Source organism: Paenarthrobacter sp. Z7-10, from assembly GCF_026932795.1.
GTDB lineage: Bacteria > Actinomycetota > Actinomycetes > Actinomycetales > Micrococcaceae > Arthrobacter_M.
The window spans coordinates 1-4,547 of sequence record NZ_JADPVH010000107.1 but is presented as its reverse complement, the minus strand read 5'-3'; the positions used below and the strand labels follow the sequence as shown (position 1 = coordinate 4,547).

Sequence of the window (4,547 nt, the reverse complement as noted above, 5' to 3'; positions counted from 1 at the left end):
CCCGACGGGCAACCACCGCGGTCAGTGAGCTCTGCAACCACCTCACCACCACCGAGACCCGCTACCCGGGCTCGAACCGAATCCTACGATTCGAGATCAAATGACGGCAGCGCCACTCACAAATTAAATGACCATGTCAGGAGTCCTGAGCCCGGGGCCATTCGGAATGGAGTTGGCCCTCGCCGCGGGCCAGTTCCATGCCCAGCATCATCAGGGCGCGCGCGCAGTCCGGGCCAGCGGTGCAGGTCCGGGCGCCACTCGAAGGGGACCGCGCCGTAGCCGTAGGCGGCGCCAGCAGACCCCCACGCACCGTCTCCTCCAGTGCCGCGCAGGTGGGACAGTCCGTCCGCGGCGCGGAAGTCTGTAGCGGGACGGTCCGCGGCAGGCACGACGACGGTCCCCTCACGGGTCTGGCACGGGAGCCGGCGGCAGCCGAGGCGGTTGCAACGATGGCGCTCCGAGCGCACTGGAAGGCCTGGCCCATCCAGCCGTCGCGGTCGAAGTCCCGGGGCCGGGACCGCGCCGCCGCCTCCCCTCGGCAGTAGTTTTGCCACTAGTCCGGGCATCCAGCCTAGCCAGGTCCAGCTTGCATCAGACAACACGGCGTAGTGAGCCTTGCTGCGTCACCCCAATAACCATTCGTTCAGCGCACTCCTAGGCCTTGAAGTCCAGCTCATTCCGGATAGCTCTCTTCGGCGTTGGCATGGGACTCGCCAGGAAACGACGCTGTCACCTCGAGAGCAAAAAAGCAATTGTAACGAACAGAGGCAGGCCTCCGAGAAGATAAAAAGCGTTCAGCTTGTGTTTAGAGTGCATGACGCCGAGAACCGTTGACAGAGGACTGTTGTCGCCGATTGCCTTCGTTAGACTAATTTCCGTGCCCCCGAGTGTAAGCACCTTCTCAAGTCGGATACCTTCAATGACCGAACCCACGAGTAGGCGGTGATACCAGGCGGCGTCTACAAACCTAAACGCCGCCCATAAGAACAGCCCCAACGCGGGAATAACTAGGCTGGGCGGTTTGTCGCCCAGAAACCCCATGGTCACCGGCTTGGAGTCCCCATAAGCCAAGAATGTGGTTCCGAGCACGAAGGTCAGTGCAGTAAGCCATAGGGCACGGATGCGCCAACTCAGATCGTTGAAGTGCTGTTGCACGTCAATGGCTTTTTCCATGCCTCCAAAAGTAGTTTCTTTTCCTCTTCGCTGAGAGCGGCCGGACTGAGCGCGGAAGTTGAACTGCTGAAGAATCTCATAGAATCCCTTGGTCATGACATAGGTCGGTTTTGGCGTGGTTTCGACAGCGGCGAGGCGTTCGCTTTCGATGTCCTTTTGCGTCCAGTGCGAAACTCGCCGGAGCTGATCGTAGGCGGGCTTTTCGATGGCTACCCCATACTCTGCATGTGCGTCCATAACGCCTACCGCCTGTCCCATCGCCACGTCTTTCATCAAACTGTCACCGATGTATAGCACCTGATCCAGCGGAACGTCGAACTGGCTGAGGATGTCTTGAAGAATCACAGGACTCGGCTTGATGATGCCACCGTGGACGTGACGGTGGTCTGTCCTTTTCAAGGACATATCCGCAGCCGGGTCGAAACGCTTCTCCGCGGGAGAGATGTCCTTTGGCGCGTCGTGGTCAGAAGATGAGTAGAGAGCGTCGATAATCCCGTCCAGCCCAAGTTTCGTTATCCGCCATTTAGTCCAATACGACTGTGCCTCCGTATAGGCGACGATGGGAACGCCAGCACTTTTGACTGCTCGCAGGGTTTCCAGAACGCCTTCGTACAAGCGTGTTTCGTGAAGACGAGCTGAGTTTTGCTTGTGAAGCACCTCTCTGAATATTACAAAGGGATCCTTGTCTCCGCAGAAGTCCGCTACCGAGGGAAGTTCATAGAGGAGCCACGAATATTCGGAAGTTCCTCGCAACTGATGCACCGTTCGAATTTCGCCTTCCAGCTGCTCTCGGCCCACGCCCAGTTCCCGAACCAGCCCCTCCAGGAGCGCATCAAACGAGGCGTACCAGGCGTGGAACCAGTCCCAGAGCGTATTGTCGAGATCGCTAACAAGTAGGGAAACAGTCGGCAGCGATCCTTGAAGTGGCATGCATAGGAGTATATGCAGCGTCAGGGACATCAAGGCGCAAAGCGCCGGCGGCGGGCAACCGACGATCATGGATCTGCGTGGCCGCTCCTGAATACAGCCCGTCAGTGAGCACGGCCCCTTCTGCCTCTTGTCTTTGCGGCTCGAGACACGCTTCGAAACGGCACCAGTCCCACCTTCTCACGGGAACGCCGATACGCGATCTCCTGTAGACGAAACATAGGTAAGGCATTATAGAAACCGATGACCGACACGGCTGCCAAACAGGCTAATATGTATTCTTCCCTTCGCTGCACATTGCGACCACGGTGCTGGCTACACGATTGGGGCAAGCGGTGAGCCGTCTCTGCCGGTCTCTCCGCTGTCGGAGCCGCCACGCTGATTTCGCCGGCGTGTCTCCTCGCCATTGACCGTATCGTCGAGGCCCGATCTCAGCGCGACAAAGCCTCCACCAGCTGATGGTTCGCGTCGCCGTTAGAGCCCGCCAAATGACTGGCCAACAAGCAGCAGCAGACAAATTTTCTAGTAGACACCCGGACCGTTCGACTTGAGCAACTGGGCGACATCGGCCAGTCGCTCGCCGTATGGCTCCATCCATTCGTATGGCCGGTCACTCTGGAAGCCTAACCACGACGTGTCTGTTCCCGAAGCGCCCGTGTGCTGCCCCATGTGTCCGATGACGTGCTCTTGTAAAAGAGCTTTCGGAAGGAGCCAAGCCTGCGCGTCAAACGGGGAGATTCCGATGCAAAAGCAATAGTCATATTCCTGGTCCCGAATTTGCCGAAATTTGAAACCGCCGCTCCTCCAAAGACTGGACAGCTTGATCTCGATCCTGTGTCCATTGATCACCCGGTCCGCGTCACTGTTCCGGGAACGTATTACGTCAAAACCCTTTGCCGCGGCCCAACCAGACACTAGCGCCTCCCCGAGCGCCCCTTTGGTTCTTGATGGAACCTTGAGAATCCACTCAAAGGGACTGCCAATCCAGGGGTCGTCTACAGCCCTGGCGTAGCCAGGTGCCAACGATGCGGACAGGGCTGCCAGAATTTGGACGTCGGAATCGTCAATCGCCGTTGTCATGCGGTGACCTCTTCGATAGCCGGCTTGACCTGGGTGGACGATGGTTCTGATTCTGCGAATATCACTGCCGAACTGAGCGTGCCGTTACCCAGACGCTTCTTCATAACATCGATCGCTTCAGGATTCTGGTCCACCAGAACGAATTTCCGATCGAGTTCCTGGGCTGCGGCACCCGTCGTTCCACTGCCGCCAAAGAAGTCTAGTACCCAATCTCCGCGTTCACTACTCGCCTGGATGATCCGCCTCAAAATACCAAGTGGTTTCTGCGTAGGGTACCCCGTCTTTTCCTTGCCGTTCGGGGACACGATCGTGTGCCACCATGTATCGGTCGGCAATTTACCTAGAGCAACCTTTTCTGGCGTGACAAGTCCGGGCGCCATGTATGGCTCGCGGTCCACTTCTGAGCTATTGAAAAAGTATTTGTCCGGATTTTTCACGTACACGAGTATATTATCGTGTTTGGCTGGCCACTTCTTCTTTGAACGCGCGCCATAATCATAGGCCCAGATAATCTCGTTCAGGAAGCTTTCACGTCCGAAAAGAGCATCAAGCAAGACTTTCGCGTAATGAACTTCACGGTAATCCAGGTGGAGGTAGAGCGTGCCATCCTCAGTTAGTAGCCGCCACGCCTCCTCAAGCCGTGGTTCCAGAAATTCCCAATACTCGCCGAAGGAGTCGTTGTATCCGTAAGCAATTCCCTTGACAGTGTCATAAGTTTGACCTTTGAATCCGACGCGGTTCCCCGTCAGAGACCTGACATTCTTCATCGTCTGACGCGTCTGCACCTTGCCGGTATTGAACGGAGGGTCGATGTAGATCAGGCGGAAGCTCTCGTCCGGCAGAGACTTGAGAAAATCCAGGTTGTCGCCCTTGACGACTAAGTTATCGCCGCTGGGGTTCCATAGCAGTGGTTGTGCTTGGGTTTCAGTTTCAGGAGTCACATAGACGAGGATAGCCGAGGAGATCCCCGATGCGGGACTGGCTCGCAGAGGGCGGCTCAGGCGCTTCGCATGCCCTTAGATGGAAGATCTGTTAGGTCGATGGTTCCCACAGCCGTCCGCTGGTTATCCGGGAACCGATCAGCCATCGAAATATGTCGTCGTAGTCCAATCCCAGCAGCGACGTTGACGCTCGCAGGCCTGTCCATTCTTCTGTGCACCCTGATGGCCCAGCGGTCACATACCCTGGTCAGGTGAATACGTTCGATGGGGGAGCCACAGTGGCGAGCAGCGCCAGATGGTAGCGCCAGTCCATGTAGTTGGTAGCGCGGTTCTGACGAGGTGGTAGCGGCCCGGGCGGGTGCCCGGGCCGCCGCGGTGCTATTCCCAGTAGGTCTCGTGGGCGCGGGCTTGGTCGTTGCGGTGCCT

At 57.6% G+C, this 4,547-nt stretch carries 4 protein-coding genes; 1 reads left to right on the top strand and 3 read right to left on the bottom strand.

All coding sequences use genetic code 11. From position 1 onward, the window contains the following. The first annotated feature begins 197 nt into the window (after window positions 1-197). Window positions 198-545: a hypothetical protein gene (locus IV498_RS18505; protein ID WP_269048543.1), complete on the top strand. Its 348-nt coding sequence runs from the start codon at window positions 198-200 to the stop codon at window positions 543-545. A 184-nt stretch (window positions 546-729) separates the two neighbouring features. Here IV498_RS18505 and IV498_RS18500 read toward each other — a convergent pair whose 3' ends face one another. The 3 genes from IV498_RS18500 to IV498_RS18490 form a co-directional block, all read right to left on the bottom strand. Next, complete coding sequence (locus tag IV498_RS18500; protein ID WP_269048542.1) at window positions 730-2,172, bottom strand: HAD family hydrolase; 1,443 nt, start codon at window positions 2,170-2,172, stop codon at window positions 730-732. A gap of 450 nt (window positions 2,173-2,622) precedes the next feature. Beyond that, a complete protein-coding gene (locus IV498_RS18495) occupies window positions 2,623-3,180 on the bottom strand; it encodes a hypothetical protein (protein ID WP_269048541.1) in 558 nt (185 codons plus the stop codon). Beyond that, on the bottom strand, window positions 3,177-4,121 hold the full coding sequence (locus IV498_RS18490; protein WP_269048540.1) for a DNA-methyltransferase: 945 nt from the start codon (window positions 4,119-4,121) through the stop codon (window positions 3,177-3,179). The genes IV498_RS18495 and IV498_RS18490 overlap by 4 nt, the downstream gene beginning before the upstream one ends. Between the last annotated feature and the right edge of the window lie 426 nt (window positions 4,122-4,547).